The organism is Bradyrhizobium sp. IC3123, from assembly GCF_020193625.1.
GTDB lineage: Bacteria > Pseudomonadota > Alphaproteobacteria > Rhizobiales > Xanthobacteraceae > Bradyrhizobium > Bradyrhizobium yuanmingense.
The window spans coordinates 720822-745766 of the sequence record NZ_JADYVF010000001.1 but is presented as its reverse complement, the minus strand read 5'-3'; the positions used below and the strand labels follow the sequence as shown (position 1 = coordinate 745766).

General features: G+C 65.3%; 27 protein-coding genes. 9 read left to right on the top strand and 18 right to left on the bottom strand.

Features of this window, described 5'->3' with window-relative positions; all coding sequences use genetic code 11:
- Positions 1 to 153 precede the first annotated feature (153 nt).
- A complete protein-coding gene (locus I6F20_RS03740; RefSeq protein WP_036025465.1) occupies positions 154 to 717 on the bottom strand; it encodes a YceD family protein in 564 nt (187 codons plus the stop codon).
- Positions 714 to 1265 (bottom strand): ubiquinol-cytochrome C chaperone family protein, encoded by a 552-nt coding sequence (locus I6F20_RS03735; protein ID WP_109143544.1) that lies wholly within the window; start codon positions 1263 to 1265, stop codon positions 714 to 716. Before I6F20_RS03735 ends, I6F20_RS03740 begins: the two co-directional genes overlap by 4 nt.
- 98 nt (positions 1266 to 1363) lie before the next feature.
- Here I6F20_RS03735 and I6F20_RS03730 point away from each other — a divergent pair, with 98 nt between their 5' ends.
- Positions 1364 to 1849, top strand: coding sequence for an outer membrane protein assembly factor BamE (locus tag I6F20_RS03730; protein WP_036010444.1), 486 nt, complete (start codon positions 1364 to 1366; stop codon positions 1847 to 1849).
- Positions 1850 to 2065: 216 nt separating this feature from the next.
- On the top strand, positions 2066 to 3067 hold the full coding sequence (locus tag I6F20_RS03725; RefSeq protein ID WP_036010447.1) for a Bug family tripartite tricarboxylate transporter substrate binding protein: 1002 nt from the start codon (positions 2066 to 2068) through the stop codon (positions 3065 to 3067).
- Between the two features lie 175 nt (positions 3068 to 3242).
- On the opposite strand, the gene I6F20_RS03720 is transcribed toward I6F20_RS03725, so the two are convergent.
- The 12 genes from I6F20_RS03720 to I6F20_RS03665 form a co-directional block, all read right to left on the bottom strand.
- Positions 3243 to 5363, bottom strand: a complete 2121-nt coding sequence (locus tag I6F20_RS03720) for a sodium-translocating pyrophosphatase (RefSeq protein WP_036010450.1) — start codon at positions 5361 to 5363, stop codon at positions 3243 to 3245.
- 236 nt (positions 5364 to 5599) lie between these two features.
- Entirely contained in the window at positions 5600 to 6598 is a 999-nt protein-coding gene (gene thiL / locus I6F20_RS03715; RefSeq protein WP_225125129.1) for a thiamine-phosphate kinase, read from the bottom strand.
- 175 nt (positions 6599 to 6773) lie between these two features.
- Positions 6774 to 7271 carry a transcription antitermination factor NusB gene (gene nusB / locus I6F20_RS03710; RefSeq protein ID WP_036010453.1) on the bottom strand — a complete coding sequence of 166 codons (498 nt, stop codon included), beginning with the start codon at positions 7269 to 7271 and terminating at the stop codon, positions 6774 to 6776.
- A 4-nt stretch (positions 7272 to 7275) separates the two neighbouring features.
- The gene (gene ribH, locus I6F20_RS03705; protein WP_057029742.1) at positions 7276 to 7767 is read right to left on the bottom strand and encodes a 6,7-dimethyl-8-ribityllumazine synthase; all 492 of its coding nucleotides are present in this window, start codon (positions 7765 to 7767) and stop codon (positions 7276 to 7278) included.
- A 62-nt stretch (positions 7768 to 7829) separates the two neighbouring features.
- A complete protein-coding gene (locus I6F20_RS03700; RefSeq protein ID WP_057029743.1) occupies positions 7830 to 8459 on the bottom strand; it encodes a riboflavin synthase in 630 nt (209 codons plus the stop codon).
- Complete coding sequence (gene ribD / locus I6F20_RS03695) at positions 8459 to 9607, bottom strand: bifunctional diaminohydroxyphosphoribosylaminopyrimidine deaminase/5-amino-6-(5-phosphoribosylamino)uracil reductase RibD (protein ID WP_036010471.1); 1149 nt, start codon at positions 9605 to 9607, stop codon at positions 8459 to 8461. The genes I6F20_RS03700 and ribD overlap by 1 nt, the downstream gene beginning before the upstream one ends.
- Positions 9604 to 10086, bottom strand: a complete 483-nt coding sequence (gene nrdR / locus I6F20_RS03690) for a transcriptional regulator NrdR (protein WP_011087793.1) — start codon at positions 10084 to 10086, stop codon at positions 9604 to 9606. The genes ribD and nrdR overlap by 4 nt, the downstream gene beginning before the upstream one ends.
- 70 nt (positions 10087 to 10156) lie before the next feature.
- Positions 10157 to 11455, bottom strand: coding sequence for a serine hydroxymethyltransferase (glyA, locus tag I6F20_RS03685; RefSeq protein ID WP_036010474.1), 1299 nt, complete (start codon positions 11453 to 11455; stop codon positions 10157 to 10159).
- 263 nt (positions 11456 to 11718) lie between these two features.
- Complete coding sequence (locus I6F20_RS03680) at positions 11719 to 11940, bottom strand: hypothetical protein (RefSeq protein WP_025036694.1); 222 nt, start codon at positions 11938 to 11940, stop codon at positions 11719 to 11721.
- A gap of 37 nt (positions 11941 to 11977) precedes the next feature.
- On the bottom strand, positions 11978 to 12214 hold the full coding sequence (locus I6F20_RS03675) for a hypothetical protein (protein WP_036010478.1): 237 nt from the start codon (positions 12212 to 12214) through the stop codon (positions 11978 to 11980).
- Positions 12215 to 12416: 202 nt separating this feature from the next.
- Positions 12417 to 12935: a transcriptional regulator LdtR gene (ldtR, locus tag I6F20_RS03670; RefSeq protein WP_025036696.1), complete on the bottom strand. Its 519-nt coding sequence runs from the start codon at positions 12933 to 12935 to the stop codon at positions 12417 to 12419.
- A gap of 516 nt (positions 12936 to 13451) precedes the next feature.
- On the bottom strand, positions 13452 to 13955 hold the full coding sequence (locus tag I6F20_RS03665) for a DUF6163 family protein (protein WP_025036697.1): 504 nt from the start codon (positions 13953 to 13955) through the stop codon (positions 13452 to 13454).
- A gap of 138 nt (positions 13956 to 14093) precedes the next feature.
- On the opposite strand from I6F20_RS03665, the gene hemB reads away from it, so the two are divergent.
- From hemB to I6F20_RS03650, 3 genes are all read left to right on the top strand, one after another.
- On the top strand, positions 14094 to 15155 hold the full coding sequence (gene hemB / locus I6F20_RS03660) for a porphobilinogen synthase (protein ID WP_036025484.1): 1062 nt from the start codon (positions 14094 to 14096) through the stop codon (positions 15153 to 15155).
- A gap of 231 nt (positions 15156 to 15386) precedes the next feature.
- A complete protein-coding gene (locus I6F20_RS03655) occupies positions 15387 to 15929 on the top strand; it encodes an RDD family protein (protein ID WP_036014977.1) in 543 nt (180 codons plus the stop codon).
- 68 nt (positions 15930 to 15997) lie between these two features.
- Positions 15998 to 16774: an arginyltransferase gene (locus tag I6F20_RS03650; RefSeq protein WP_036014979.1), complete on the top strand. Its 777-nt coding sequence runs from the start codon at positions 15998 to 16000 to the stop codon at positions 16772 to 16774.
- 56 nt (positions 16775 to 16830) lie between these two features.
- Here I6F20_RS03650 and I6F20_RS03645 read toward each other — a convergent pair whose 3' ends face one another.
- Positions 16831 to 18183: an Nramp family divalent metal transporter gene (locus tag I6F20_RS03645; protein ID WP_036014980.1), complete on the bottom strand. Its 1353-nt coding sequence runs from the start codon at positions 18181 to 18183 to the stop codon at positions 16831 to 16833.
- A gap of 169 nt (positions 18184 to 18352) precedes the next feature.
- On the opposite strand from I6F20_RS03645, the gene I6F20_RS03640 reads away from it, so the two are divergent.
- A complete protein-coding gene (locus tag I6F20_RS03640; protein ID WP_225125128.1) occupies positions 18353 to 19597 on the top strand; it encodes an MFS transporter in 1245 nt (414 codons plus the stop codon).
- Positions 19598 to 19711: 114 nt separating this feature from the next.
- On the opposite strand, the gene I6F20_RS03635 is transcribed toward I6F20_RS03640, so the two are convergent.
- A complete protein-coding gene (locus tag I6F20_RS03635) occupies positions 19712 to 20971 on the bottom strand; it encodes an adenylate/guanylate cyclase domain-containing protein (RefSeq protein WP_036014983.1) in 1260 nt (419 codons plus the stop codon).
- A 164-nt stretch (positions 20972 to 21135) separates the two neighbouring features.
- Here I6F20_RS03635 and I6F20_RS03630 point away from each other — a divergent pair, with 164 nt between their 5' ends.
- Together I6F20_RS03630 and I6F20_RS03625 are read left to right on the top strand one after the other, a co-directional pair.
- The gene (locus tag I6F20_RS03630) at positions 21136 to 22293 is read left to right on the top strand and encodes an MFS transporter (RefSeq protein ID WP_225125127.1); all 1158 of its coding nucleotides are present in this window, start codon (positions 21136 to 21138) and stop codon (positions 22291 to 22293) included.
- A gap of 31 nt (positions 22294 to 22324) precedes the next feature.
- Positions 22325 to 22516, top strand: a complete 192-nt coding sequence (locus I6F20_RS03625; RefSeq protein ID WP_225113058.1) for a hypothetical protein — start codon at positions 22325 to 22327, stop codon at positions 22514 to 22516.
- On the opposite strand, the gene I6F20_RS03620 is transcribed toward I6F20_RS03625, so the two are convergent.
- Positions 22513 to 22650 (bottom strand): hypothetical protein, encoded by a 138-nt coding sequence (locus I6F20_RS03620; protein WP_225125126.1) that lies wholly within the window; start codon positions 22648 to 22650, stop codon positions 22513 to 22515. The two genes, I6F20_RS03625 and I6F20_RS03620, sit on opposite strands and share 4 nt — an antisense overlap.
- On the opposite strand from I6F20_RS03620, the gene I6F20_RS03615 reads away from it, so the two are divergent.
- Complete coding sequence (locus I6F20_RS03615) at positions 22640 to 22870, top strand: hypothetical protein (RefSeq protein WP_225125125.1); 231 nt, start codon at positions 22640 to 22642, stop codon at positions 22868 to 22870. The two genes, I6F20_RS03620 and I6F20_RS03615, sit on opposite strands and share 11 nt — an antisense overlap.
- A gap of 49 nt (positions 22871 to 22919) precedes the next feature.
- Here I6F20_RS03615 and I6F20_RS03610 read toward each other — a convergent pair whose 3' ends face one another.
- Positions 22920 to 24920 (bottom strand): S8/S53 family peptidase, encoded by a 2001-nt coding sequence (locus I6F20_RS03610; RefSeq protein WP_225125124.1) that lies wholly within the window; start codon positions 24918 to 24920, stop codon positions 22920 to 22922.
- Positions 24921 to 24945 lie beyond the last annotated feature (25 nt).

Here is a 24945-nt window from a genome sequence, read left to right as displayed (position 1 = left end):
TGCCCCCAGCCTTTTGCATTCGGGGCAATCCGGCCGCCGGGCGCGGATTTCGCGAGAAATCCATTGAAATCAGAGAGATAAACAGCTGTCTCAAACCATCAGGGCAAATGGCTCGCGTCCCCTGGCAAGGCAGCCCGCGAGCCAAAATGCCCCTCATTGGCCCTTCTTCTTGTCCTGCAATGCCTTCAGCACGGCGAAGGGATGGTCTTCGGGGTCGGGAGCGGTGACCTCCGCCTCGAACACGGCCCCCTCCTTGCGTGGATAGGGATCGATCGCCAGGAACAGGACGTCGGTGGCGAGCCGGCCGAGGTCGATGATGCCGCCCGTGATCGGCTCGGGCGGGTCGGCAACCTCGGGCGGCGCCTCGTCGTCCTGCCCCTCCTCGATCAGATCGGCCAGGCGGCGCGCCTCGGCCTCGGGGGCGAACATCAGGTCCACCTCCTCCTCGATCTCGCTCTCGATCGGATCCAGCGTGACGACGCAGGTCTGGCCGATCCGGCCTCGAACCAGGCCCGTGACCTGGACCCGCCCGCCGCTTTTCGGCACGACATCGAAGCTGGCATGGGCGGACAGGATCTCGCGCAAGCCCGCGACCTCCGCCATCGCCTGCCGCTCGGCCACTGAGGCCTCGAGCTCGCGATGCAACCCGCCGTCCGGGATTTGCGCAACGATGACGGGCGCCCGCCAGGGATCGCGCTCGGTATCTGGTCGGCTCATGGCGTGACATCCTGTGACAGCGCCCGGGGAAACTTGAAGGACGCGCGCAGCAGCGCGGCCTCGTCGGTCCGGCCAAGATCGGCCTCGCTGGCCCTCGCATAGGCCGCGAGCCGCTCCGCCTGGTCGAAGCCGGTCCCATTCAAGATATTCTTGCAGATCGCCGCTGCCAGCGCCTCGCCGCCGGCTTCCATCGCCTGGTCGTAGGCCTGGACGCGGCCGTAGAATGCCTCGCCGAAGGCCCGCATCCGCTTCGGCACGGTCTGGTCGCCCACCCCCATCTCGCGCAGATTGTCGTCCATGTCCTCGCAGAAGCGGTCGAACAGCGCCTGCGACAGCTCCGCGGCGCCCTGAACCGCGCGCAGACGGCGCAGCAGCAGCCAGAGATGCAGCAGCAACAGGTCGAAACGCCCGTTAACCGTATCGGGCACACCCAAGACCCGGTAAAACAGGGGTTCTCGCGCCTGCGTCACGATCATGCCATAGATGGCCTCAATGGTGCCAGGCGGGGTTCGCCGGGGTTTCCTGAAGTGATTGAACGGCCAAAGCATTGTGGTTTCCGCAAGCGGGCGCGCGCGAGTTGCATTCAGACGCCCAGCCCGGTACTTCAGCGCCTCGCGCGACGCAAGGGGACGGAATCAGTTCCGCTATGACGACAACGAACCAGATCAGCCTGCGCGCGGACATGCGGCGCGGCCTTCATGCCTGTTGGCGCGGCCTGCGCATGCTCGCGGCCACCGCCGTGATCGGCGTGGCCCTTGCAGCTTGCACCGGCGAGCAGTTCCAGAAAGGCTACATCCTGCCGCCCGGCGCGCTCGAGCAGATTCCGATCGGCGCGAGCCAGGATCAGGTGCTGATCGTGATGGGCACGCCTTCGACGGTCGCGACCCTCGACGGTGAAGTGTTCTACTACATCTCGCAGCGCTCGGAGCGCCCGGTCGCCTTCATGAACCAGAAGGTGGTCGATCAGCGTGTCATCGCAGTCTATTTCGACAAGACCCGGCGCGTGCGCCGGCTTGCGAATTACGGTCTCCAGGACGGCAAGATCTTCGACTTCATCAGCCGCACCACGCCGACGTCGGGTCAGGAGATGAGCTACCTTACCCCGCTGTTCAAGCTGCTCAGCTTCAACTGAGGCCGTCGAAGGATTCGATCGAAGCGGCTTGTCGCTTCGCGTCGAAAATGCGCGTCGAACGAGGCTCCTGAAGCCGCTTAATTCCATCGCAAGGTATATGGGCTTACGCCTGCGTCGTCGTGCCGCTCTCTGCGCGGCACTTGTCGTCGCGCGCGACTTGCGGTCGCACGTGCCGTTCCCTACGGTTCCCGCAAAGCAAAAAGCAGGAGTGGATTCGTGCATAAGCCTTTGTTGTCCCGCCGTCGTGTGCTCGCCGGTGCTGCCGGCCTTTCGGCCGCAGCGATTCTACCGCGATCGAGCCTTGCCGACTGGAAGCCCACTGAAAACGTTCGTCTCATCGTGCCGGCCGCGGCCGGCGGCTCGACGGACGTGATGGGCCGCCTCCTGGCCGCGCATCTGCAAACCGCCTGGGGTCAGTCGACTGTGGTGGAAAACCGCTCCGGCGGCGGCGGCACGATCGGCACCGCCGAGGCCGTGCGCGCCAAGCCGGATGGTCACACCATCCTGGTCGGCAACCCCGGCCCGAACGCGATCGCCTACAGCATCTTCAAGAACCTCAGCTACAAGCCGGACCAGCTTCAGCCGGTCTCGAACATGATCCGGATTCCGAACATCGTCTCGGCGCATCCGAAGACCGGCATCAAAACGATTCCCGAGCTGATCGCGTATCTGAAGGCCAATCCGGACAAGCTCAGCTACGCCTCCTCCGGCGTCGGCCAGAGCCCCCACCTCACCGGCGCCTGGTTTCTCCAGCTCACCGGCCTGAAGATGACGCACATCCCGTTCCGCGGCGCCGGCCCCGCGCTCCAGGCCGCCCTTGCCGGCGACATACAGATCCTGTTCGACAATCTCTATCCGACCCTGCCTCAGGTGCAGAGCGGCACGCTCAACGGTCTCTGCGTCACCACGCCCGAGCGCAGCGACCTCGCCAAAGACCTGCCGACCATGCGCGAGAGCGCGCCGGAGCTGGCGAATTTCGACGTGTCCTCCTGGTTCGCGGTCTTCCTGCCGAAGGGCGCTTCGCCCGAGGTGCTGGGCGCGCTCAATCTCCAGGTCAAGGCGATGCTGGAGCGCGAGGACGTCAAGAAGCAGATCGCCGCCATGGGCGCCCGCGCCGACTACGGCACGCCCGAGCAGTTCGCCGCCTTCGTGGACGCCGAGACGAAGAAGTTCGCCGGCATCATCCAGAAGGAAGGCCTGCAGATGGACGTGCAGTAGGTCTCTCTCACGTCATTGCGAGAGAAGCGAAGCAATCCAGGCTGTCTCTGCGGAACGATGCTGGATTGCTTCGTCGCAAGAGCTCCTCGCAATGACGTCGGGAGAGCGTCGGATCGCCAAATCAAAAACCCCGCGGCTCACGCCGCGGGGTTTTCTCTTGTCGCGTCAGCGCCGCTCAGTGCGCCAGGATCGCGAGCAGCAGCAGGGCCACGATATTGGTGATCTTGATCATCGGGTTCACCGCAGGTCCCGCCGTGTCCTTGTAGGGATCGCCGACGGTATCGCCGGTCACCGCGGACTTGTGGGCATCAGAGCCCTTGCCGCCGAAATGACCGTCCTCGATGTACTTCTTGGCGTTGTCCCAGGCGCCGCCGCCTGAGGTCATGGAGATCGCGACGAACAGGCCCGTCACGATGACGCCGAGCAGCATGGCGCCGACGGCCGAGAATGCCGCCGACTTGCCCGCCGCGCCGCCGCCCGCGATCGCATAGATCAGGAAGTAGACGACGATCGGCGACAGCACCGGCAGCAGCGAGGGGATGATCATCTCCTTGATTGCCGCGCGCGTGAGCAAGTCCACCGCCTTGCCGTAATCAGGCTTGTCGGTGCCCTGCATGATGCCCGGCTTCTCGCGGAATTGGCGACGGACCTCCTCGACGATCGCACCGGCCGCACGGCCGACCGCGGTCATGCCCATCGCGCCGAACAGGTACGGCAACAGACCACCGAACAGCAGGCCCACCACGACGTAGGGATTGTTCAGTGAGAAGTCCGGATTGACGCCGGCGAAGTAGGGATGCTGCGCGGAGCGGGCCACGAAGAACTTGAGGTCCTCGTTGTAGGCCGCGAACAGCACCAGGGCGCCGAGACCAGCGGAGCCGATCGCGTAGCCTTTGGTGACCGCCTTGGTGGTGTTGCCGACCGCGTCGAGCGCGTCGGTCGACTTGCGCACCTCCTTCGGCAGTCCCGCCATTTCGGCAATGCCGCCGGCATTGTCGGTGACGGGGCCGAAGGCGTCGAGGGCGACGATCATGCCGGCCAGCGCCAGCATGGTGGCGGTCGCGATCGCGATGCCGAACAGCCCGGCGAGGCTGTAGGTGACCAGGATGCCGGCGATGATGACGATCGCAGGCAACGCGGTCGCTTCCATCGAGATGGCGAGGCCCTGGATCACGTTGGTGCCGTGGCCGGTGACCGAGGACTGGGCGATCGACTTCACCGGACGATAGTCGGTCCCGGTGTAGTATTCGGTGATCCAGATGATCAGGGCGGTGACGATGAGACCGACCACGCCGCACTCGAACAGCGCCAGGCCGGTGTAGTTGACGCCCTCGAGCTTGCCGAAGCCGATCAGGTAGTAGATCACCAGGGCGATGCCGATCAGCGACAGGATGCCCGTTGCGATCAGGCCCTTGTAAAGCGCGCCCATGATCGACTGGCTCGGCCCGAGCTTGACGAAGAAGGTGCCGATGATCGAGGTGATGATGCAGATGCCGCCGATCGCGAGCGGCAGCGTCATCATGTTGGCGAGGATCGGCGTCTTGGCGAAGAAGATCGCCGCCAGGACCATGGTGGCGACCGCGGTCACCGCATAGGTCTCGAACAGGTCGGCGGCCATGCCGGCGCAGTCGCCGACGTTGTCGCCGACGTTGTCGGCGATGGTCGCAGGGTTGCGCGGGTCATCCTCGGGAATGCCGGCCTCGACCTTGCCGACGAGGTCGCCGCCGACGTCCGCACCCTTGGTGAAGATGCCGCCGCCGAGACGGGCGAAGATCGAGATCAGCGAGGCGCCGAAGCCGAGCGCCACCAGGGCATCGACGACGACGCGGCTATCCGGCGCGAGCTTCAGCGAATGGACCAGGAAGCCGAAATAGAGCGTCACGCCGAGCAGCGCCAGACCCGCCACCAGAAGGCCGGTGATGGCGCCCGCCTTGAAGGCGAGCTCCAGGCCGCCGGCCAGCGACGTCGTCGCGGCCTGGGCGGTGCGCACATTGGCGCGGACCGAGACGTTCATGCCGATGAAGCCCGCAGCGCCGGACAGGATCGCGCCGATGGCGAAACCGATCGCGACATAGAGCCCGAGGAAATAGGCAAGCAGCACGAAGATGACGATGCCGACGATACCGATCGTGGTGTATTGCCGCCGGAGATAGGCTTGTGCGCCTTCGCGCACCGCCCCTGCGATCTCCTGCATGCGCGGCGACCCCGCATCCGCGCCCAAGACCGAAGACGTCGCCCAAATCGCGTAGGCGACGGAAAGCGCTCCGCAGAGCACTATCAACCATAATGCTGTCATGTGATGTTTGCCTCAGATCCTTGATGTACCCCCGGCGCCTTTTGTTGTCCGTCGTGCGGTGCAGCGCCTTGATTTTGAACAAAGCCGCCCCCTTGCCCTTAAGGGACGGCTCCAGTCGGCCGCGAGCTTGCCAAAATCACATTGAGGGTGCAACGCCGGATCAGCCCGAAAAGGCCGATCTTGGCAGGTATTTAGGACCAAGCGCTGAGAACTCAGATGCCGGTTTGGAGCAATTCCTAGAAGTGGCTGTAGGACAGCCGCGTCAAAAGCAGATCCTGGCCCTGCCCGTCCAGGAAGCGCAGCGGCTTCTGCCCCTCCGTGATGGTACCGATTGCAGTCACGGCAACGCCGAGGGACTGCCCCGCGGCAATCAGCGTCTCGCATTGTGCCGGCGGAACGGTGCAGAGCACCTCGTAGTCGTCGCCCCCGGCAAGCAGCGTCTCGACAGACGCGACGTTGCGGGCGCGAAGGCCGGCTGCCGCGGCAGAGAGTGGCAGGCTCGTCACGTCGACCGAGGCCGAGACCCCGGAGGCGGCGCAGAGCTTGGTCAGATCGCCGGCGAGCCCGTCGGAGACGTCCATCGCCGCGGTGGCATGATCGCGCAGGGCCGGCGCCAGCACGTTGCGTGGCTGCGGCACCCGATAGCGCGAGACCAGAAAATCCCGTGCCGCGGGATCGGAGGTCAGCGCGCTGGCGGCAGCCCCGCCTTTGAGCACGTCGAGGCCGAGCGCGGCATCGCCGATCGTGCCCGTGACCAGGACGCGGTCGCCCGGCCTTGCGCCGGTGCGGCCGATCATCCGCCCCTGAGGCACACGGCCGAAGGCGGTGATCGAGATCATCTGCGGGCCCGGCGTCGACACCGTGTCGCCACCGAGCAGAGGACAAGCGAAGGTCTTCGCATCCTCGCCCAGCGCGTCCGCAAAGGGACGCAGCCAGGCATCCTCCTTGCTGCGCAGCGCCAGCGTCAGCACGAAGCCTGCCGGCGTCGCTCCTTTCGCCGCGAGATCGGACAGGTTCACCCGCAGCGCCTTGCGCGCGATGTTGTCAGGCGGATCGCCGGCAAGATAATGCACGCCCTCCACCACCGCGTCGGTGGTGACGACGATGTCCTCGCCGGACGAGGACAGCACCGCCGCGTCGTCGACCAACCCGAACGCGCCGGGATCGGTCGCCAGCGGTTTGAAATAGCGCGCGATGAGGGAGTCTTCGCCGGAGGGATTTTGTGTGGTTTCCATCGGCGTCAGCCCCATCCACCGCTGTCATCGCCCGGCTTGACCGGGCGATCCAGTATTCGAGAGACAGTCGTGTTAGCCCGATAGGCCGCGGCGTACTGGATCACCCGCCTTCGCGGGTGATGACGACGGAGAATGGGGCAGTCGTCTCGCATCACTTCACCGCCCTCGCGGGAAACTACCCCCGCCCGAACTCGTCGCCGCGAAACTGCCGGCCGATCTGGTCGAGCACGGCGTTGACCATGCCGGTCTCCTCGCGGTCGACGAAAGCATTGGCGACGTCGACATATTCGGAGACCACCACCCGGCCCGGCACGTCCTTGCGATGCTGGAGCTCATAGGCTCCTGCCCGCAGCACTGCCCGCAGGATCGCCTCGATCCGCTTGAGCGGCCAGCCCTTCGACAGCGCCTCGTCGATCAGTGGATCGAGCTTCTTCTGGTCGCGCACGACGCCGGAGACGACGTCGCGGAAAAAGGCGGCTTCCGCCGGCAGATACGTCTCGCCCTCGACCTCGTTGCCGAGCCAATGGCTTTCGAATTCGGCAAAGATGTCGTTGATGCCCGCACCGGCGATGTCCATCTGGTACAGTGCCTGCACGGCTGCGAGCCGTGCCGCACCGCGCCGGTTCGCCTTCTTCTCGACAACGCCTGTCGGCTTCTTGGTGTTATCGGCCATGGCTTCAGGCCTGCGCCAGGCGGCGTTTAATGCGCAGCATCGCAAGCGCGGCGCGCGCGGCATCGCCGCCCTTGTTGAGCTCGCTGGCACGCGCCCGCGCCCAGGCCTGCGCCTCGGTGTTGACGGTGAGGATGCCGTTGCCGAGCGGCAGCTTCCGCGCCACGGCGAGGTCCATCAGCGCGCGCGAGGATTCCTGCGAGACGATCTCGAAATGAATGGTGTCGCCGCGGATCACGCAGCCGAGCGCGATCACCGCATCATAGGGCCTGCCGTTCGCCGCCGCGGCATCGACCGCGATGGCGACTGCCGCGGGGATCTCCAGCGCACCGGGAACCGTAATGACGTCGTGGGTCAGGCCGGCCGCCTTCAACTCGGCCACCGCGCCGTCCAGCAGCGCATCCTGGAGATCGTCATAGAACCGCGCCTCGACAATCAGCGCGCGCGCGCCGGAAATGTCGGTCTGGTCCTTCAGGGGTGCGCGCCGCGCGTCTGCCATCGTTCAATCCGTTTCGAAAGGGGTCGGCGCTATGTAGTCGCCGGAAGCAGGTAAGCCAAGTTCTAAGAGACCGTCATTTCCGTCAGCCGCGCCGCGTAGCGGGCCATCAGGTCGACCTCGATATTAACCTCATCCCCGGCCTTCCAGCTGCCGATCGTCGTGACATCGAGCGTGTGCGGAATGATCAGCACCGAAAAGGTCACGTCTGCAACCGTATTGATCGTCAGCGAGACGCCGTCGAGCGTGATCGAGCCCTTGGTGGCGATGAACCGTGCCAGCTCCCGCGTCGTCGAGAGCACGAACCGCGCCATATCCGGCAAGTCCTCCCGGCTGACGATGGTTGCAATGCCATCGGCGTGGCCGGCGACGATATGGCCGCCGAGCTCATCGCCGATCTTCAGCGCGCGCTCGAGGTTGAGCCTGGTGCCGACCTTCCAGTGCTTGGCCGTCGTCAGCGCCAGCGTCTCGGCCGCGGTGTCAACGTCGAACCAGGTCCTTTGCTTGGAGTCCCTGCCATCCGCAACGCCCGAGGCAACCACGGTCAGGCACACACCGTTGCAGGCGATCGAGGCGCCGTCCGCAATCGTGCTCTGATCGTAGCGGCAGGCGATCCGCAGCCGGTGCAGCTGCCCCGGCGCCGTTGGCGTGAAGCTGACGATCTCGCCGATATCGGTGACAATGCCGGTGAACATTACGCGCGCTCGTAGATGGTGAGGTTATCCTTGCCGCAGGTCTCGCTAGCATGAACCTTGTAGGCCGGCGACTGCGTGATTTTCGACAGGGGCAATGCATCGAGCGCATCGACGCCGCCTTCGCCGACCGCTTCCGCTCCGCGGAACAGCCAGACCTCGTCGACGAGATCGGCCGCGACGAACGATGCCGCAACGCGGCTGCCGCCCTCGACCATCAGCCGTGTGATGCCCTTGTCCGCCAGCGCATGCAGCACGGCCGAAAGATCGAGCCCGGATGCACTCCCCGGAGGCATGCGCATGATTTGCGCACCGGCCGCGCCAAGGCGCGTCGCGGCGGCCGCTTCCGCAAGCTCGGACGCGATCACCCAAAGCGGCGTCTCGCGCGCGGACCGAACCAGCTGGCTCGATGCGGGAATGCGCAGGCTCCGGTCGAGCACCACACGCACCGGCGAGCGCGCCGCCATGCCCGGCAGGCGGCAGTTGAGCTGCGGATCATCCGCCAGCACCGTGCCGATGCCGACCAGGATGGCATCGCTTTGCGCGCGGAGCAGATGCACGCGGTTGCGTGCCGCCTCCCCCGTGATCGCAAGCGGCTTGCCGCCGGCCGCACCGATCTTGCCGTCAGGCGAGACCGCGAGCTTCAGGATCACATGAGGACGCTGGTCACGGATGCGGCGGAAATGGCCGGCATGGTCGAACGCGGCCTCCGCCGCGCACAGACCGACGTCCACATTGATGCCGGCGGCGCGCAGGCGCGCATGGCCCTGGCCCGCAACTTCCGGATTGGGGTCCTCGATCGCCGCCACCACGCGCTTGATGCCGGCGGCGATCACAGCATCGGCGCAAGGCGGCGACTTGCCGAAATGCGAGCACGGCTCCAGCGTGACGTAGAGCGTGGCGCCCCGCGCTGCTTCGCCCGCCCGCCGCAACGCCTCGGGCTCACCGTGCGGACGTCCGCCTGCTTGCGTCCAGCCGCGGCCGACGATGACGCCGTCCTTGACGATGACGGCGCCCACGGCCGGATTGGGCCAGGTCCGGCCCTGCCCGCGCCGACCGAGCGCAAGCGCCAGCTCCATGAAACGGCGATCAGCATCCTTGGCCTCGCGGGCCTTCTGCGCGAACTGGTCTTCCAGGATGCGGAAGATCATTTGCGGATCGCGGCGAGCCGCGCTTCCTCCTCGCCGGAGAGCTCGCCGAGCACGTCGGCGAAATCTTTGGCCTCGCGGAAATTGCGGTAGACCGAGGCAAAGCGCACATAGGCGACGTCGTCGAGCGTGCGCAGATGCTCCATCACGGTCTCGCCGATCACCTCCGAGGAGATCTCGGCCTCGCCTCCGGTCTCAAGCTCGCGCACGATGGTGGAGACCATCTTCTCGACGCGCTCCGGCTCGACCTGCCGCTTGCGAAGTGAGATCTGCACCGAGCGCATCAGCTTGTCGCGATCGAACGGCACGCGGCGGCCGTTGCGTTTGATCACCGTGAGCTCGCGCAGCTGCACGCGCTCGAAGGTGGTGAAGCGGAAATTGCAGGCGACGCACACGCGCCGCCTGCGGATTACGGACGAGTCCTCGGTCGGACGCGAGTCCTTTACCTGCGTATCGAGACTGTTGCAGTTCGGGCAGCGCATCCGTGTGACCTTTACTTTCGCATGATCTCTTCGGAAAACCGGTACCCACTTTTCCGGATCATGCGGCGCCTTACTGGTAGATCGGGAACCGGTCGGTGAGCGCCTTGACCCGTTCCTTGATCGCAGCCTCCACCAGCGGCGCCTTGCCGTCGGAGGATTGCGCGATCGCATTGAGGACCTCGGCGATCATGCCGCCGACCTGCTGGAATTCGGCCACGCCGAAGCCGCGGCTGGTCGCAGCCGGCGTGCCGAGCCGAATGCCCGAGGTCACAAAGGGCGATTCCGGGTCGAACGGAATGCCGTTCTTGTTGCAGGTGATGGCGGCGCGAACCAGCGCCTTCTCCGAGACGTTGCCCTTCAGGCCCTTCGGCCGGAGATCGACCAGCATCAGATGATTGTCGGTGCCGCCGGAGACGATATCGAGACCATGGCCCTTCAACGTCTCGGCCAAGGCCTTGGCGTTCTCGACGATGTTCTTGGCGTAGACCTTGAAATCCGGACGCAGCGCCTCGCCGAAGGCGACCGCCTTGGCTGCAATCACGTGCATCAAAGGACCGCCCTGCAGGCCCGGGAAGATCGCCGAGTTGAGCTTCTTGGTCAGCGTCTCGTCATTCCACAGCATCAGGCCGCCGCGCGGACCACGCAGCGACTTGTGCGTCGTGGTGGTGGTGACGTGCGCATACGGCACCGGGGAAGCATGCACGCCGCCGGCGACGAGCCCAGCGAAATGCGCCATGTCGACCAGCAGGTAAGCGCCGACGCTGTCGGCGATCTCGCGGAAACGCTTGAAGTCCCAGGCGCGCGAATAGGCCGAGCCGCCGGCGATGATCAGCTTCGGCTTGACCTCTTCGGCCTGCTTGGCCACGGCATCCATGTCGATGATCTGGTCCTCGCGGCGGACGGTGTAATGCGCGGCCTTGAACCACTTGCCGCTCATGTTCACGGGCGAGCCATGGGTGAGATGGCCGCCGGCGGCGAGATCGAGACCCATGAAGGTGTCGCCCGGCTGCAGCAGCGCCAGGAACACCGCCTGGTTCATTTGGCTGCCGGAGTTCGGCTGCACGTTGGCAAAACTGGCGCCGAACAGCTTCTTGGCACGATCGATCGCAAGGTTCTCGGCGACGTCGACCCACTCACAACCGCCGTAATAGCGCGCGCCCGGATAACCTTCCGCGTATTTGTTGGTCATGACCGAACCCTGCGCTTCCAGCACGGCCCGGCTGACGATGTTCTCGGAGGCGATCAGCTCGACCTCGTGGCGCTGCCGACCGAGCTCGCCCTTGATGGCGGCAGCGATTTCCGGATCGGCCTGCTCGAGCGAGGCGGTGAAAAACGAATCGGGCGCGGAGGCGGACTTGGGTGCGGTCATCTTGCGAATATCTCCACCGCCGCAGCCTTTTGGCGGGCTACGGGCGGGTCTGGTGTGGCGGTCGGAAGCACGCGCGATCTACCACATCGGCCGACCGCGGCCAAGCATTTGCGGGTCGGGCCTGATATTTATGCAAGATATGGTGGGATTGGAGGTTTTCAGCCCGGGAGCGGTCTTGCGAGATCCGCTCCCCGTCAATATCGCGGTGGGGCGGCTTTGGGCCTTATTTCTTGCCAGCTGCCGCCGGGGCAGCCGGCGTCGTTTTACAGCCCGGTATACCCCGCTTTCACGGGGTCGACGCTGCCGTCGAGCTGGCGCAGATAGGTCAGGCCGCAGACCGTCAACCTATGGGTGTCGGTCTCGCCGGCTTCCATCAGGATGTTGAGGTAGTTCGTGACCTTTTCACGCGCCTCGGCGCTGGCCGCCGCGGTGCGGTTGGCGAGCAGGTCGTAGGTCTGCATGATGCGGTCGATGGCAGCTTCCATGGCATCCTCTGGTTGGTCGGGATCTTGGGGGTTTTGATCAGGCAACCGCTCTGGCCTCGGTCTGCGCCTGGAACCGGGCGATCGCCCTGTTGGCCAGCCTGATCTTGTTGAATTCGCCCTGCTGGAGCAGCTTGACGATCAGGTGAAGCAGGCGGTCGTCGGTGACGAGAGTGTCCGGGATTGCGCCGGAGCGGCGAAGGTAGTTCGCGGCGATGGCGTAGGCCTCGCTGACGAGTTCCACGTTCATCACCCGAAGCCCGCGCTCGACCAGCATCGCCGTTTCTCCGATCCGAAGAAGATAAGCGCCGAGCCCGGAACTGGTTCCTGGCTGCCGGGGGGATTTTTTCGCAGGTGCAAAAAAATATCAACGCACCGGTCCGGGGCAACTCCGGACCAGCGCGCTTGGGGAAGTCAGGCACGTTCGGGAGGGCTGCCGGTCTTGTTGCGGGCCGGCTTCGCCCAGATCCCTTTAGAACTCAGAGGCGATAGAGGATCTGGTCGGTCCAGAACCGCTCCAGGCGGTGCAGCGACTTGTTGAGGGTCGCAAACTCGTCGCCGGAGATGCCGCCGACCTGCTCCACCGTCTTGACGTGCTTCTGGTAGAGCGCATCGACGATGCGGCGGACTTCCTGGCCCTGCGGGGTCAGGCGGATGCGCACCGAGCGGCGATCGACGCGCGAGCGCTGATGATCGAGGAAGCCGAGCTCGACGAGCTTCTTCAGATTGTAGGAGACGTTGGAGCCGAGATAGTAACCGCGCGTGCGCAATTCGCCCGCGGTCAGCTCCTTGTCGCCGATGTTGTAGAGCAAGAGCGCCTGGACCGAGTTGATGTCCGCGCGGCCGCGGCGATCGAATTCGTCCTTGATCACGTCGAGGAGCCGGCGATGCAGCCGCTCCACCAGAGTCAAAGCTTCCAGATAGAGCGACTGCACCGAACCCTGCTGGCCGGAGACGCGCTCTGCGGTATCTGCCGCAGTTGCGACGGCTTTCATCATGACACTTCCCCTGTTGTCGTTTTTATCGACACTTATTCGACGAAACTTGTGTCCCGTCTGATAGGTGCAACTTAAGAGGGGCGTTTGAAGATCGGCTTAAATAAGAGAATAAAGAGATCATGAATTTAAGACAGTGAATTGCGCATTAAGCCTGTGCCACAAGTACTTTTTGAAAGCCTCTGTTGACCTTCGCAAGGTCCTGTTCACCCTCCGTCCGCCGCTGTTGTCGCATTCCAGAACAGCCCCGCCCCGTTTCGAAACGCACGCGTAAGAGCTGTGGCGGAACCGGCTGGTCAATGAAAACTTACCGCGAATTTTAGGCAACCAGCGGTCAACCAAACGCAACATTCTCCTGTCCCGGACAAGCGCAGCAAGCGGCGCGCCGACCCGGGATCCCAGAAGCCAAAAGCGAGATATCGGAAAGATGGGCCCCGGCTCTGCAACGCATCACGCCGCAAACTTCGGCGTGCTGCATTGCGTCCGGGGCACGAGAGCGTGAGCGTGAATCTCTGCGCGCTACGGCGGCCGCTCGCGCGCGGCCATCCAGGCGAGCGCAAGATAAGCGGCCAGCATGAAGACCTCGACGCCGACCACGACGAGGCTGCCGCCGTAGATTCCCGGGAACATCAGCTCGATCACGGCCATCGACACCACGGTCGTCAGCCACACCACCGCGCCCCAGGGCGTCGCCAGCCAGAGGCCGACGGCGGCGACGAGCTCGATCACCGCGAAGTAGACCGTCGCGGCCTGCCAGGCCATCGACTGGTTCTCGAACGCCTCGTCCTCGCCGCCGACGAAGCCCGTGACCTGCGCCCAGTGATAGAGGCCTTTCAGGATCGAGAGCAGCGCCATCACCCGCAGGAACAGCACCAGCCGTCGGGTCCAGACATTGTCGTCGGACTCCGAGCGCTCCGAGGAGATCGCCGCCACTGAGAGCGCGCTCTCTCGGGCAGTGTCACGGGCAGCGTCCCTGGCATTGGCGCCGCCTTGGGCCGCATCGCGGGTGGAGATCTCGGACATGGCCCCTTCTGGCTGCTTCGGCCCGCAAAATCAATCGGCTGCCCAAGTCAGGTTCAGATCTGCCTTGCGGCAGGTCAAGCCGCGGTGACGGGAACCATGCGAGCTGGTATAAGAATAATTCCAGCCGGAGGAAGAGTGATGGCGATCAAATACGGACGTCCGATCGAATTGCGCGACGTTTCGCGCCGGGACAGCACGGCAGTGCCGCATGCCCTCGATCTGACCGTCCGTCCGCGCCGCAACCGCAAGGCCGAGTGGGCCCGGCGCATGGTGCGCGAGAACGTCCTCACCACCGACGACCTGATCTGGCCGCTGTTCCTGATCGACGGCACGAACAAGCGCGAGCAGGTCGCCTCGATGCCCGGCGTCGACCGCCTCAGCGTCGACCAGGCCGTGCGCGAGGCCGAGCGCGCGATGAAGCTGACCATCCCCTGCATCGCGCTGTTTCCCTACACCGATCCGTCCCTGCGCGACGAGGAAGGCTCGGAAGCCACCAACCCGAACAACCTGGTCTGCCAGGCCGTGCGCGCGATCAAGAAGGAGTTTCCGGAGATCGGTATCCTCTGCGACGTCGCGCTCGATCCCTTCACCAGCCACGGCCATGACGGCCTGATCTCCGACGGCAAGATCCTGAATGACGAGACGGTCGCCGTGCTGGTGCGTCAGGCCTTGGTGCAGGCCGAAGCCGGCTGCGACATCATCGCGCCCTCCGACATGATGGACGGCCGCGTCGCCGCGATCCGCGAGGGGCTGGACCGCGCCGGCCTGCTCGACGTGCAGATCATGGCCTATGCCGCGAAATACGCCTCCGCCTTCTATGGCCCGTTCCGCGACGCCATCGGCTCGGCCAAGACGCTCACCGGCGACAAGCGCACCTATCAGATGGATAGCGCCAACACCGATGAAGCGCTGCGCGAGGTCGAGCTCGACATCGCCGAGGGCGCCGACATGGTGATGGTGAAGCCCGGCATGCCCTATCTCGACGTGGTCCGCCGCGTGAAGGACACGTTTGCGATGCCGACCTTCGCCTATCAGGTCTCCGGCGAATACGCGATGATCGCCGCAGCCGCGAACAACGGCTGGCTCGACGGCGACCGTGCCATGATGGAAAGCCTGCTCGCCTTCAAACGCGCCGGCGCCGACGGTGTGCTGAGCTATTTTGCGCCGAAGGCAGCGGAGAAGCTGCGGGGCCAGACGTAAGCTGTCGTAGGGTGGGCCAAGCGAAGCGGGCCCACCGATTCCATCCATCGTGTAAGTCGGCGGGCAATGGTGGGCACGGCGCAAGCGCGCCTTGGCCCACCCTAGAGGACCGCCCGATCCACCGCCCCCGAATCGCCGGAATATTTCGGCTTGCTGCCGCCCGCGCGCCCTTGGCACGGGCATGGCCTGTTCCCATGTCCTGCGAGGGGAGCTTCGCTGGGAGAACGGACCATGTCGTACAACTCGGGCAATTCAGGCGGCTGGCGCAATGACGGCGCCATGCAACCGCATGCCTACGACCCTGACCTGCATCCGGAACTGTTCCGGGGCGTCGCGACGCGGCGGGTGTTCGCCTTCCTGATCGACATGGTCGTGATCTCGGTGCCGGTGATCCTCGGCTACATCTTCATCGCCTTGTTCGGCGTGGTCACCCTCGGCATCGGCTGGGCGCTGTTCTGGATCGCCTGGCCGGCCTCCGTGATCTGGGCTATCGTCTATTACGGCGCCAGCATCGGCGGTGCGTCCTCCGCCACGGTCGGCATGCGCCTGATGGACCTGGAGCTGCGCACCTGGTACGGCGCGCCCGGCTACTTCGTGCTCGGCGCCACCCATGCCGTGCTGTTCTGGGTGACGGTCTCGTTCCTGTCGCCGTTCGTGGTGCTGGTCGGCCTGTTCAACGGCCGCCGTCGCCTGCTGCACGATTTCGTGCTGGGAACGGTCGTGATCAACAATTCGGTTCGCATACCCACTCCGCAGGCGGCGCGGACGTGGTGAGCTAATCGATTGACCGGGGGCTTTTGGAGCGCGATGCTGATGCCTGTTTCGGAGGCCCACGACGTCCCTTGACCCAGCACTCGCGCGACACCCCCCAGTTTTACCTCACGGCGCCCTCACCCTGCCCGTATTTGCCGGGCCGACATGAGCGCAAGGTGTTCACGCATCTGGTCGGGGACCGCGCCGGTGACCTCAACGACCTGCTCACCCATGGCGGTTTCCGCCGCAGCCAGTCGATCGCCTACCGTCCCGCCTGCGACCAGTGCCGGGCCTGCGTCTCGGTCCGGGTCATCGCCAACGAGTTCCGCCCCTCGCGCAACTTCCGCAAGGTGATGGCCCGTAACGCCGACATCATCGGCGAGCAGCGCAGCGCGGTGCCGACCTCCGAGCAATATTCGGTGTTCCGCGCCTATCTCGACGCCCGCCACCGCCACGGCGGGATGGCCGACATGACCGTGCTCGACTACGCTATGATGGTCGAGGACAGCCACGTCGAGACCCGCATCATCGAATACCGCAAGCGCGGCCCCGACAGCGGCATCACCGGCCGCGGCGAGGAGCTGATCGCAGTGGCGCTCACCGACGTTCTCAGCGACGGCCTGTCGATGGTCTATTCGTTCTTCGAGCCTGGCCAGGTCAGCCGCTCGATGGGCACCTTCATGATCCTCGACCATATCGCCCGTGCGCGACGGCAAGGGCTGCCTTACGTCTATCTCGGCTACTGGATCGAAGGCTCCAAGAAGATGGACTACAAGGCCCGCTTCCTGCCGCAGCAGCGCCTCGCCCCCTCAGGCTGGCTGCGCATCGACGCGCAGGGCGACACGGCGTCCGAGCCGCAGGATTAGTGAATGGCGAGTAGCGAATAGGAGAACGCCCCCACTCGCTACTCGCCATTCGCCACTCACCCAAAGAACGTATCTGCCAGCAACTTCAGATTCAAAATCACGATGATGCCCGCGACGATCCAGGCGACCGCGGCAACCGACATCGGGATCGCGAACTTGCCCATCTTGCGGCGGTCGGAGACGAAGCGGACCAGCGGAATCACCGCGAAAGGCAGCTGCATCGACAGCACGACCTGGCTGAACACCAGCAAATCCGCAGTGCCGCGCTCGCCGTAGATCGCGGTGACGATGATCACGGGAATGATGGCGATGCCGCGGGTCAAGAGGCGGCGCGCCCAGCTGGGCAGGCGCAGATCGAGAAAGCCCTCCATCACGATCTGGCCGGCGAGCGTCGCAGTGACCGTCGAGTTGAGGCCCGAGGCGAGCAGCGCCACCGCGAACAGCGTCGAGGCGATGCCGAGACCGAGCAGCGGCGACAGCAGCTCGAACGCCTGCTCAATCCCGGCCACGTCGGAATGGCCGCTCTTGTGGAAGGTCGCAGCAGCGACGACGAGGATCGCGGCGTTGATGAACAGCGCCAGCATCAGCGCGATGGTCGAGTCCGTCGTCGCCCATTTGATCGCTTCGCGCCGGCCGGTGTCGTTGCGTTCATAAGCGCGCGTCTGCACGATCGAGGAGTGCAGGTAGAGATTGTGCGGCATCACGGTGGCGCCGATGATGCCGATCGCGATGTAGAGCATGTCGGAATTGGTGAAGATCTCGCTCTTGGGCACGAAGCCCCGCAAGACCTCTGCCACCGGCGGAGCCGCCGCCGCGATCTGCACCGCGAAGCAAACGGCGATCACCACCAGCAGCGCGATGACGAAAGCCTCCAGGAAGCGGAAGCCCCGGTTCATCAGCAGCAGCAGCAGGAAGGCGTCGAGGGCTGCAATCAATGCGCCGCCAATCAGGGGAATGCCGAACAGCAGCTTCAGCGCGATCGCCGTGCCGATCACCTCGGCGAGATCGCAGGCGATGATGGCCGCCTCGCAGGCGAGCCAGAGCAGGAAGTTCACCACCCGGGGATAGGAGGCGCGGCAGGCCTGCGCGAGATCGCGGTCGGTGACGATGCCGAGCCGAGCCGCCAGCGACTGGAGCAGGATCGCCATCAAGTTCGAGATCAGGATGACGGAGAGCAGCGTGTAGCCGAACTTCGACCCGCCGGCGAGATCGGTCGCCCAATTGCCGGGGTCCATATAGCCGACCGAGACGAGGTAGCCCGGCCCGACGAAGGCCAGCAGCCGGCGCCACCAGCGGCCCGCGGCGGGAATGGCAACGGTGGAATTAACCTCAGCGAGGCTTTTGGTGGTGGGCGCATCAGCGCGCCAGCCGGCGAGGTCGGGAGTTATGTGGGGTGATCGGGCATCCATATCGGCAGAATACCCAAGTTCATTCTTATTGCAACTCATTTGCAACTGCATCTAGCGGCGGGCATTCCCGCCGCCGATCGCGGAAATCGCCTCTTGTCGGGAAGCGGGTGGGTTTGGTGGTCATCGGGGGCCAACATTGGCGCAAATTCGCCTCTACGGGATATGCGCCATGTCAACGCCGCCTCGCCTTCCTGACACTTTCAACCGCCTCGCCTGGTCCAATCTCGCAGCGCAGTCGGCCGAGCAGATCGCGCTCGCGGCAGCGCCCATCGTCGCCGTGCTGACGCTGGGGGTGGCCGAAGGCCAGACCGGCCTGCTGCAGACCGCGCTCACCCTGCCCTTCGTCCTGTTCGCCATCCCCGCCGGCGTGTTTGCAGACCGAATTTCCCGCCGCAGGCTGATGGCGAGCGCCGAGGCACTGCGGGCGGTGGCGCTCGCGGCCGTCGTGCTGCTGCTCACGCTGGGAGCCCTCAACCTGCCGCTGCTGGCCCTGCTCGGCTTCGCCGCCGTGTGCGGCACCGTCGTTTACAGCGTGGCAGCACCGGCGCTGGTGCCCTCGCTGGTGAGCTCCAACCTGTTGCCGGCGGCGAATGCGCGCATCGAGCTGGCGCGCACCATCGCCTTCGCCAGCGGGCCTGCACTCGGCGGTGCGCTGGTTGGGTGGTGGGGCGCGAGCCCGGCGTTCGGCTTTGCCGCGGCGCTCTCGGCCATCGCGGTCGTGCTGCTCTCCGGCATCTACGAGCCCGCACGTGCGCCGGCGCCCCGGCGGCATCCGCTCCAAGAGATCCGCGAGGGCGCGGCCTTCGTGTTTCACCATCCGCTGCTGCGGCCGGTCTTCATCACCCAGCTCATCTTCAACACCGGCTGGTTCCTGCAGATCGCGGTGTTCGTGCCCTACGCCGTGCGCCATCTCGGTCTGAGCGCCGCCGGTGTCGGCACGGTGCTGACGATGTACGGCGTCGGCATGGTGATCGGCGCGCTCCTCGCCACGCGCGTGATGAAGCGCATCGCCTTTGGCACCGTGGTGGGGCTCGGCCCCGTCACCGGCTTTGTCGCCGCCTTGGTGATGGCGCTGACGGTGCTGGTCCCCTCGCCCTGGCTCGCGGGCTTGAGCTTCTTCCTGCTCGGCGTCGGCCCGATCCTATGGGTGATCTCGACCACGACGCTGCGCCAGTCCGTGACGCCGCCGCGCCTGCTCGGCCGCGTCTCCGCCATCAACATCATGAGCTACGGCGCCCGCCCGCTCGGTTCAGTGCTGGGCGCGCTCGTCGGCGGCCTCTGGAGCGCGGAGGCATGCCTCTATCTCGCCGCGGCGTTATTCGGCGTGCAGGCGCTGGTGATCCTGCTGTCACCGGCAGTGGGACTGGACCGGCAGCCGGACATGGTGGGAGATGAGGTGGCGGCGCGGTGCTGACCACAAGTGCATTGCGAGGAGCGTAGCGACGACGCAATCCAAGGTCCCTTCGTTGAGGGACCCTCGATTGCTTCGCTGCGTTCGCAATGACGGCGCCTGTTGAGGCCGCGGAGACTAACCCGCCAGATAGCGCTCGTAGCTGCCCCTGACCGGCTCGCTCGCATCGACTTCCGGATCGAGCGTGTAGAGATCCTGCGCGCGGCCGATGCCGCGCAGCGCGTAGCGGCCGGTGGAGACGAGATAGCGGCGGCCGGCGGCATCTAGGCCCTTGTAGAATTCGGACGAGGCCAAGAGCTCGCGATCCACCGAGCGGCTCATCGAGGCAATGCGGCTGACCTCGTTGACTGTCGGGCCGACCACGGTGAAATCAAGCCGGTCCTCGCTGCCGATATTGCCGTAGAAGACCTCGCCGACATGCAGGCCGATATAGGCTGACGTGGTCGGACGGCCCTCCGCCGCCCGCCGTTCGTTCAGCGCAGCGACATTCTTGCGGAACAGGTGCTCGGCGCGGAGCGCGGCCCGCCGCGCATCCGCCATGTCCTCGCCCCAGAACATCGCGAGCACGCCGTCGCCGATCAGCTTCAGTACGTCGCCCCCGGCTTCGTGGATCGGATCGATCACGGCCTGCGCATAGTCGTTGAGGAACGGGATGATCTCGTCGGGACCGATGCTCTCGCTGATGCCGGTCGAGCCGCGCAGGTCCGAATACCAAAGCACGGCATTGATGCGCTCGGTGACGCCGCGCGAGATGCGCCCGCGCAGCACCTGCTCGGAGGCGTCGCGGCCGAGATAGACCCGGCCGAGCGTGCGCGCGATGTCGACCTGCTGCGCCGACTTGATTGCGAGCCCCAACACCGGAACCAGATCGCGCAGCGCTTCCAGCTCCAGTCCGGAGAACCCGCTCGCGCGGCGGGTGGTCCAGCAGGAATAGAGGCAATCCATCAGGCCGAGCGCCCCGTTCTCGCCGAAGCGGTGGACGAATGCGAGATAGTGCTTGTGGCCCTTCTCGGCGAGTTCGCCGATCTGCGAGAAATCCATCGACGGCGCATCGGCGAGATCGATCACCATCTCGTCGTGGCCATTCTCGAGCATGTGGAAGAACACCGAGCGGCGCCAGCTCTTGGCGGCGTCGCCGTCGGCGGTCGAGCCGTATTCGAAGGCATCGCTCTCGTTGCTGGGACGATCGCTCCAGCGGAAGCCGCGGCCTTCATAGATCGGATGCAGCGTGTCGATGACGACGAGGCCACGCGACAGTTCCAGCCCCTCGGCGCAGCAACGCTCGCAGAAGCCGCGGAGCAGTTCAATTTCAGGCAGGCCCGTGAGCCCCTGGCCGGTCAGCCAGTTCATCAGCGTAAGGCGCGAGGTCAATTGCATGCGCCATTATGGCGTGCATTCGTGACGAGCGGAAGCGGGGTATCTGCATACAACCCAAAGGCTCCCCGCCGGCAGCAGGTCGAATATGCCGCAGACGCGGTTGACGCGCTCTCGCCGCGAGCTGCAAATGCGCCGATGACACGGCCGATCAGAAATACGAGGACATGACCCAGCGCCAGCTTCCGATCATCCTGGCGCTCGGCACCACGCAGACCCTCGCCTGGGCCTCCAGCTATTATCTGCCGGCGCTGCTCGCCGATCCCATGGGACGCGAGCTCGGTGTCTCCTCCAACTGGATCTTCGGTGCGTTTTCGGCCGCGCTGGTGATCTCTGCAATGCTGGGCCCGCGCATTGGACGGCAGATCGATCTCGTCGGCGGCCGTCAGGTGCTGTCGGCGTCCAACGTGACCATTGCCGCCGGCCTCGTGCTGCTTGGCATCTCGCAGTCGGTGATGGTGATGGCGATCGCCTGGCTGGTGCTCGGCATCGGCATGGCAATGGGGCTCTACGATGCCGCCTTCGCCGCTTTGGGGCGCATCTACGGCACGGAGGCGCGCAGGCCGATCACCGGCATCACGCTCATGGCGGGCTTCGCCTCCACCGTCGGCTGGCCGCTCACCGCCTGGGGCCTGTCGCATATCGGCTGGCGCGAAACCTGTTTTGCCTGGACCGCTGCCAATATCCTGATCGGCCTGCCGCTCAATTTCTTCATGCTGCCGGTCATCAAGGGCGCCAAGCAGGCGGCGGCCGCGGCCGCGAAGCCGCATGTGCCGCTCGACCGCACCATGATCTTGCTGGCCTTCATCTTCGCTGCGGTCTGGACTGTCACCGGCGCGATGGCCGCGCATTTTCCGCGCATCCTGGAGGCGATGGGGGCAACGCCCGCCGAGGCGATCGCGGCCGGCGCATTGATCGGCCCGGCGCAAGTCGGTGCCCGCATGCTGGAGGCCGGCTTCCTCAGCCGCTTCCATCCGCTGTGGTCGACGCGCCTCGCCAGCCTCACCCACCCGATCGGCGCCGTGATCGTCGCGATCTTCGGCGGCGCTGCGGCGAGCGCGTTCGCGTTGTTCCACGGCTCCGGCAACGGCATCCTGACGATCGCCCGCGGCACCCTGCCGCTGTCGATCTTCGGCCCGAAGGATTTCGGCTATCGCCTCGGCATCATCGGCGCGCCGGCACGGATGGCGCAGGCGGTGGCGCCGCTCGCCTTTGGCCTGCTCATCGACCTCATGGGCGCCAAGGTGCTGATCGTCTCATCCGCGCTCAGCCTCTCGGCGCTGGCCGCGCTGTTCCTGATCCGCGCCGGCCGGCGGCCGGATTGACCAGACCTGAGCTTTCGCGCACAAGCGGGCCATGAGCGACGACGACAGCCCGCCCCGCACGTTTAACGGCCTCCTGCGCTGGGCGACCAGGCCGCCGCAGGCCTGGGGCGTTTATCTGCTCGCGATTCTCCTGGTCTGGCTGATCTCGTTCTATGCCGGCACGCTGAAACCGAAGAAGACGCCGGAGGCGAGCCCGCCGACAGCAACTGCGCCGAAGGGCTAAGCCACCTTCGACTCGCTGGTCGCAATCCCGATGCCGGCGAACACTGCGACCAGCCCGGCCAGAAGATTGGGCGTGATCGGCTCGCCGATCAGCAGCGCCGCCAACAGAGCGGCGGCGATCGGATTGACCGTCATCGTATTGGCGACCCTGGTCGGCGTCGCCCGCCAGCGCCATGACCCAGAGGATGAAGGCGAGCGCGCCGCCGCCGATGCCGAGATAAACGCCGGCAATCCATTGCGCCGCCGTGAAGCGCTCGAGCGCTGCAAAGCTGCCCTTCACCAACCCCGCCAGCACCAGCACGACGGCGAGCCTGTCGGCGATCTTCTGCATCGAGGCCGGCGGCGGCCGGATTGACGCTTGCCCCGATCGGATGCCCTTCCAGCTGGCGCGCTCTTCGCCCACATCACGGCGGATGGAGATCGCCATCACCTCGCTTCTCGTCCGGAGGACTGGCTGGAGCATCGTGCACCGTCAACGGTCGCCGATCCGCAACCAATCGCGCCAGCTGCGGCGCGGCGGCACTGGTACCGATGAGCCGAAACACCACGCCGCTTCGATTGCCCCCGGCACGTACACCCTGCAGAGCATCTGACTCGTCGCAGAACAGCGCATAGTCGGGACCAACTCGCCGTGGGAGCGGCCCGGTTCGTGCGGGGCCCGCCGACGAATAAGGCGACTTGCGTTTCGGCGCCGACAGAATGTAGCCGCCGGCCACCTGCACACCCGCGACGCTGTCCGTACCGATCCCGTTGAGGGTGCCCAGGCGAGAAACAAGCGAGCCGGTCTTGTCAAATTCCCCACCGGCATACGTGCAGCCGGCCTCGGCCGCGCGGCCCGCCTCCCATCCGGCGTCGATGAAGTACGAACGCTTCGCACCCGTGCGCATGTTCATGTTCGGATCGGTACGTGCCACATAGGCATGAACCTCGCTCCCCAACTCGATGCCCTCCACCTTGATCTTCCAATTCCCATGCTCGGGCACCATGCCGGCTCCCGCGATGGTGGGCTCGACCGCAATCAGCCACACCCTATTGTCACCCCAGTCAACGGGGGCATACGCACCGGTATAGGGCGGAAGCGCCGGTGCAGCGGGCGGCGGGGGTGGGGGACCGGGAGGCGCTGGACCGGCAGTCGACGAGGAGCTACGACCGCCGGGCGAGGTGAGCGTAACAATGACATTGTCCGTGCAGTTCTTCTTCATCCAGACTTCGGCAAAGCAGAGCACGGTATTGTCGGGGGGAAGGCGCCACGTCCATTCGACATGGTCGGGCTCTGCCATGGTTTGCCTGACGAAATGGATGTGCCCATCGCTCAGATAGTTGTTGCCGGCAGGCAGGAAGACGTCGAGCTTTGGACTTACGGAAACGCCGTCATAGTGGGTGACAAGCTCCCTCAGCTTGCCCTCGAGCTCCGACGTGCCGTTGTGAGGTCCGGTTGTCGGCCCGTAGCTGACATTGATCACCACGTTCGTTGTGCCAGAATCGACAAATGACATGATGTAATCGACTGCATCGGCGACGTAACCCTTCAGCCAGACGCCGGTCGCGTCACGAAGGCAGCTCTCGGGAAACTGCACGAACACGATATCTGCTTCGCAAGCGGGATCGGTCAGGGGATCTCCGGGCTGCCAACTTGGCGGATCGCGGCGCGCGATGCGTGCCGAGAGCGGAATGCGTCCGGCGAGGACATCCATTACATGTGCACCATGCGAGGCCTGATGGTTGAGGGTCTTGAAACCTCCACGCGCGTAGCAGCCATCCTCGTCGATCGTGTTTGCCCTCTTGTGCAACTGGATCCAGTCGTTGAGCCCAACCACGCCGGATATGGAGTCTCGAAGGAACTCGAGGCCGTAGTTGAAATCGAACGGCTTCTCGCCAAAGACGTCGGCACCTACCGGGATCGGGACTCGGCCTGCGTGCTCGTTCTGATCCCAGACACCGCGCACGCGTGTCCCGGATGCGACACCCGCGATCCTTTTGACAAACTGAGCGGCCGCGAACGGACAGCCATCGTCGATCACACCGATGAGGAGAGGTGTCGGTGGTTGTTCGCTCGCGGACCTGTTGCGCTGCGCACCCTTTTGTATGGCCGTCGGCTTCAACGGGAGGGACAGCTCGACCCGGGATACGTTGTCGTCCCACGCCCGGAAACTGTCCTTCTCGACAGCCCTTATGTAAGCCCGCATGGTCAGATATCGCGAGTTCGGGCTGGTCAGCCCGAATTCGGCGCCGAAGTCACTAGGACTCATGGCTCTCACAAAATTATCGGCCAGCCCGGCGTGCTTAAGCTCCACGAACAGGAATAGCTTGGACTCCTGCTTGTCGAAAAAATCGAAGTTCTTAAATTCGCTCGCGATTGCGTACCGGAGGTACGGGTCGAAGCATCTCGGCAATTCCTCGGCCATGGAATGCTCTCCACTTCGGTTGCAG